We start from the raw sequence: 4942 nt of genomic DNA, 5'->3' as shown, positions 1-4942 counted from the left end.
CTCCAGCCCAGAGCCCACCTCCAGCCCAGAGCCCACCTCCGGCCCAGAGCCCACCACGGACCGAAGCCGACTCTTCGTGTTCTTCGTGTTCTTCGTGGGCGAGCCCGGCCGGCGCGCATGTCGTCGCCGCCGGCCTTCCCCGCCGGCGACGCGTCATACGACTGGTCTCGACCCGTCCCTCACTCTGAGGCGACCGCACTGGCCGCGGGGGCCGTGCCAGGTGCCGTGGGAGGATCCGCGCGCGGCCCTGTCAGTGGCGTCGGCGGGTGTTGAGCCGGGCGGCCTGGCGCATCAGGTGGTCGCGTTCGGCGAGGTTGGGTGCCTTGTGGGCCGCCTCGGCGTACAGCCGTGCCGCCGTGGCCAGGTCGCCGTCGCGTTCGTGGAGGTAGGCCGCCACCGCGGCGTGGCGGGGCATGGGGTGTCCCGTGCTCGAGGAGCTGGGGGAGGAGTCGTCCAGCGCCGCGAGTGCCGCCAGGCCGGCGCGTGGTCCGTCGGCCTCGCCGACGGCGACCGCGCGGTTGAGCCGGACGACGGGGCTGTCGGTCAGACGCGTGAGTTCGTCGTACCACTCGACGATCTGGACCCAGTCGGTCTCCTCGGCGGTGGGCGCGTCGGCGTGGAGGGCGGCGATGGCGGCCTGGGCCTGGAACTCACCCAGCCGGTCGCGGGCGAGGGCCGCCTGCAGGATCCCGACGCCCTCGGCGATCAGGCGCGTGTCCCACCGGCCGCGGTCCTGCTCGGCGAGCGGCACCAGGCTGCCGTCGGGCGCGGTCCGGGCCGCGCGCCGGGCGTGGTGGAGCAGCATGAGGGCGAGCAGTCCGGCCACCTCGGGGTGGTCGATCACGGCCGCGAGCTGCCGGGTGAGCCGGATGGCCTCGACTGCGAGGTCGACGTCGCCGGAGTAGCCCTCGTTGAAGACCAGGTAGAGGACGCGCAGCACGGTGGCGACGTCCCCGGGCTGGTCGAACCGCACGCCGGAGACGGTGCGCTTGGCCCGGCTGATGCGCTGGGCCATGGTTGCCTCGGGCACCAGGTAGGCCTGGGCGATCTGGCGGGTGGTGAGCCCGCCGACGGCGCGCAGTGTGAGGGCGACCGCGGAGGCCGGTGTCAGCGACGGGTGGGCACACAGGAAGTAGAGCTGGAGGGTGTCGTCCACCGCGGCCGCGGGCCCGGGTGCCGGCTCCTCGTCGAGGCGGTCCTCACGGCGGCGGCGGGCGGCGTCCGCGCGGGTCGCGTCGAGGAATTTGCGCCAGGCCACGGTGACCAGCCAGCCCTTGGCATCCCTGGGCTGGTCGGCCGGCCAGGCGCGGACCGCCTCCACCAGGGCGTCCTGCACGGCGTCCTCGGCCGCCGCGAAGTCGGCTCCGCGGCGGACGAGGATCCCGAGCACGCTCGGCGTGAGGCTCCGAAGCAGCGCCTCGTCCATCAATGGCACTGCTCGATGGTGGGCGACGCGGCCAGGAACGGGCGCACCTCGAGCCACTCGTGGATCGGCTTCCCGCCCGCCCCGGGGGCGGCCGACAGCTCCCCGGCCAGCTCGACGGCGCGCTCGTAGCTGTCGACGTCGATCACCATCCAGCCGGCGATGAGGTCCTTGGTCTCGGCGAACGGGCCGTCGGTGACCGGCGGGCGCCCCTCACCGTCGTACCGGACCCACGCCCCCTCGGGGGCGAGCGCCTGACCGTCGACGAACTCGCCGGTCTTCTCCAGCCGGGCCGCGAAGTCGTTCATGTACTGCACATGGGCCGAGATCTCCTCCGGCGTCCACTGGTCCATCGGCACGTCGTTGACCGCGGCCGGAGCGCCTCGGTAGTGCTTGAGCAGCAGGTACTTGGCCATCGTGATTCTCCTCGGTGAGGCTGCGACCCATTGTGGTCGCGTTCACCCCGGGGACGGAGCCGGCCACGGGTTCTCGACATCGCCGCCCATGATTTTTTGACTCGCGTGGATGAGCCTGTCCGAGCCGTCTCGTGGCTTGTGGGCTTGCGGTGCTCTCGGGCAGTCGGGGTGACGTCGCCCCTCACCCCTCACCGAGCGACTCGAACCGCCACCGATGTACAGAACGGGTCACCAACTCCCCGTCCGGCTCGGGCAGTTCGGGAAGCTCGGCGTCGGCGGGGGCGTTCCACCACGTGATGACCAGCACCCGGTCCTGGGGCGCGCGGAAGGTCTCCCGGCGCAGGGGCGGGGACGGCAGCGTCTGCGCGCGGGCCCAGGCGAGGAGTTCCGCACCGCGGCCCGCCACCGCCCGGGCCTCCCACATCAGGGCGACGGTCACGAGTACAGGTTCTCCTTGGCGGTCTCGTGCACATGGTCGTGACCGTGGCCATGCGCCTGCGAGGTGCCGGGCACGTGCGGGTCCGTCACCGGGAGGGACGAGTCCGCCGACAGGTCCCAGTCCGAGGCGGCACGACCCCGGGCGACCATCTCCGCGCCCAGCGCCGCCACCATCGCCCCGTTGTCCGTGCACAGCTTGGGCCGCGGGACACGGAGCCGGATCCCGGCCGCCTCACAGCGCTCCTGGGCGAGGGCGCGCAGCCGGGAGTTGGCCGCGACTCCGCCACCGATCATCAGGTGGTCGACGCCCTCGTCCTTGCAGGCGCGTACGGCCTTGCGCGTCAGGACGTCCACGACCGCCTCCTGGAAGGACGCCGCCACATCACGTACCGGCACCTCCTCCCCCGCTGCCCGCTTCGCCTCGATCCAGCGCGCGACCGCGGTCTTCAGCCCCGAGAAGGAGAAGTCGTAGACCGCGTCACGCGGACCGGTGAGCCCGCGCGGGAACGCGATCGCCTCCGGGTCGCCCTCGCGCGCGTAGCGGTCGATGACCGGCCCGCCCGGGAAGCCCAGGTCCAGCACGCGCGCGATCTTGTCGAAGGCCTCACCGGCCGCGTCGTCGATGGTGGAGCCCATCGGCCTGACGTCCGAGGTGATGTCGGTGGAGAGCAGGAGGGACGAGTGCCCGCCCGAGACGAGCAGCGCCATCGTCGGCTCGGGCAGCGCGCCGTGCTCCAGCTGGTCCACACAGATGTGGGAGGCCAGGTGGTTGACGCCGTACAGCGGCTTGCCCAGCGCGTACGCGTACGCCTTCGCCGCCGAGACACCGACCAGCAGGGCGCCGGCGAGACCGGGCCCGGCGGTGACCGCGATGCCGTCCAGGTCCCTCGCGCTCACCCCGGCTTCCCTCAGCGCGCGGTCGATGGTCGGCACCATCGCCTCCAGGTGGGCCCGGGACGCGACCTCGGGCACCACTCCGCCGAAGCGCGCGTGCTCGTCGACGCTGGACGCGATCGCGTCCGCGAGCAGCGTGGTACCGCGGACGACGCCGACGCCGGTCTCGTCGCAGGAGGTCTCGATGCCGAGGACGAGTGGTTCGTCAGCCATTGATATCGGTTCCTTGTACGCCGTTTCCGGTTGTCGCACCCTCGGCGGAGCCGCTGTCGGATGCCATGCTGAGTCTCATCACCAGGGCGTCCACATTGCCCGGCTGGTAGTAGCCGCGCCGGAAGCCGATGGGCTCGAAGCCGAAGCGCTCGTACAGCTTCTGGGCGCGGACGTTGTCGACGCGGCACTCGAGCATCACCTCGGCGCACTCGAACGCGGTCGCGGCACCCAGCAGCTCGGTCAGCAGCCGCGCGCCGAGTCCGGTGCCCCACTGGTCGCGGGCGACGGCTATGGTCTGCACGTCGGCAACCGCGGTGGCGCCACTGTCGGATGGGCCGCCGGATACGTCGCCCGATCCTCTGCCTGATTCGTCGTCGGCTCCGGTTCCCGAGGCCGCCAGTCCCGCGTACCCCACGAGACGGTCCCCCTGAACGGCGACCAGGTACCGCCGCGTCGCCCGCGGCCCCCTCGCATGGGCCAGTTCGGACCAGAACATCCCCCGCGACCAGGCGTCCTCGGGGAACAGGTCCTTCTCCAGCTCCAGTACGGCATCGATGTCCCACCAGCGCATCCCGCGCAGCACGGAGGTCTCCGGGGTCACTTGGGGGTGACCACCTTGTAGTTCTTGGGCACCTGGGCGTCGGGGCGGCGCAGATAGAGGGGCCGGGGGGCGGACAGTTCCTCGCCCGCGGCCAGCCTCACCGCGGCGAGCGAGGCGAGCGCGGCCGCCGACACGTGCTCGGGCTCGTGCGCGCTCGGGAAGGTGTCGGGGTAGAGCAGCGCCCCGGCGCCCACCGCCGGCAGCCCGGCCACGGCGTCGGCGATCTCGGCGGGCCGGTCGACGGCCGGGTCCGTGACCCGCGTCCGCGCGTCCGCGTACCGCGCCCAGTACACCTCTTTGCGCCGCGCGTCCGTGGCCACGACGAACGGCACGTCGAGGCCGGACGCGTACGCGAGCCCGTCCAGCGTGCACAGTCCGTGGACGGGGACCCCGAGGGCGAGTCCGAAGGTGTCGGCGGTCATCAGGCCGACGCGCAGCCCGGTGTACGGGCCGGGGCCGACGCCGACGACGATGCCGGTGACGGCGTCCAGACGCGTACCCGCCTCGGCGAGGACCCGGTCGACGGCGGGCAGCAGCAGTTCCCCGTGCCGGCGCGCGTCGACCTGGCTCGACGAGGCGACGACGTCCGTCCCGTCGTGCAGGGCGACGGTGACGGCGGGGGTGGCGGTATCCAGAGCGAGCAAGAGCACGCAAACAGCCTACGGCGCCCGAGCCGCACCCACGGCCGTCCCGGCCCACCGCCCCTCTCCTGCTACCGTCACAGCGAGGACGTACGAACGAAGACGTACTCGAACGACGTACACACATCAGAGCCGCACTCAGGTACGAGAGGTGGGCGCACAAGGTGGCCAGAAGCAGCTCGGGATTCGTGGCCGGGCTCACCGCGGCGGCCATCGCCGCAGTCGGTTTCCTCGCCTACCAGGCGTCGGCGAACGTACCGGAAGACCTGGGCAAGCCGTCCCCCTCCGACTCCCCCGCGGCCGTGAAGTCCAAGGC

At 72.6% G+C, this 4942-nt stretch carries 6 protein-coding genes; all 6 read right to left on the bottom strand.

Annotated elements, in window-relative coordinates:
• Positions 1-250 precede the first annotated feature (250 nt).
• Positions 251-1426 (bottom strand): RNA polymerase sigma factor, encoded by a 1176-nt coding sequence (locus tag FNH04_RS41200; protein ID WP_152791304.1) that lies wholly within the window; start codon positions 1424-1426, stop codon positions 251-253.
• Entirely contained in the window at positions 1426-1839 is a 414-nt protein-coding gene (locus FNH04_RS41195; protein WP_152791300.1) for a YciI family protein, read from the bottom strand. The genes FNH04_RS41200 and FNH04_RS41195 overlap by 1 nt, the downstream gene beginning before the upstream one ends.
• 181 nt (positions 1840-2020) lie before the next feature.
• Complete coding sequence (locus tag FNH04_RS41190) at positions 2021-2278, bottom strand: hypothetical protein (RefSeq protein ID WP_322725355.1); 258 nt, start codon at positions 2276-2278, stop codon at positions 2021-2023.
• Positions 2275-3384 carry a tRNA (adenosine(37)-N6)-threonylcarbamoyltransferase complex transferase subunit TsaD gene (tsaD, locus tag FNH04_RS41185; protein ID WP_152791299.1) on the bottom strand — a complete coding sequence of 370 codons (1110 nt, stop codon included), beginning with the start codon at positions 3382-3384 and terminating at the stop codon, positions 2275-2277. Before tsaD ends, FNH04_RS41190 begins: the two co-directional genes overlap by 4 nt.
• Positions 3377-3955 carry a GNAT family N-acetyltransferase gene (locus tag FNH04_RS41180; protein ID WP_152791302.1) on the bottom strand — a complete coding sequence of 193 codons (579 nt, stop codon included), beginning with the start codon at positions 3953-3955 and terminating at the stop codon, positions 3377-3379. The genes tsaD and FNH04_RS41180 overlap by 8 nt, the downstream gene beginning before the upstream one ends.
• A gap of 26 nt (positions 3956-3981) precedes the next feature.
• Complete coding sequence (gene tsaB, locus FNH04_RS41175) at positions 3982-4635, bottom strand: tRNA (adenosine(37)-N6)-threonylcarbamoyltransferase complex dimerization subunit type 1 TsaB (protein ID WP_322725354.1); 654 nt, start codon at positions 4633-4635, stop codon at positions 3982-3984.
• Positions 4636-4942: the final 307 nt, after the last annotated feature.

It is taken from the genome of Streptomyces phyllanthi (genome assembly GCF_009377205.1).
In the GTDB taxonomy this organism is placed as follows: domain Bacteria; phylum Actinomycetota; class Actinomycetes; order Streptomycetales; family Streptomycetaceae; genus Streptomyces; species Streptomyces phyllanthi.
The sequence above is the reverse complement of the archived record's forward strand: the minus strand, read 5'-3'. Positions and strand labels throughout refer to the sequence as shown.

Coding starts and splice junctions, on each gene's coding strand:
- FNH04_RS41200 (WP_152791304.1), bottom strand. CDS start 1,426: ATGGACGAGGCGCTGCTTCGGAGCCTCACGCCGAGCGTGCTCGGGATC.
- FNH04_RS41195 (WP_152791300.1), bottom strand. CDS start 1,839: ATGGCCAAGTACCTGCTGCTCAAGCACTACCGAGGCGCTCCGGCCGCG.
- tsaD (WP_152791299.1), bottom strand. CDS start 3,384: ATGGCTGACGAACCACTCGTCCTCGGCATCGAGACCTCCTGCGACGAG.
- FNH04_RS41180 (WP_152791302.1), bottom strand. CDS start 3,955: ATGCGCTGGTGGGACATCGATGCCGTACTGGAGCTGGAGAAGGACCTG.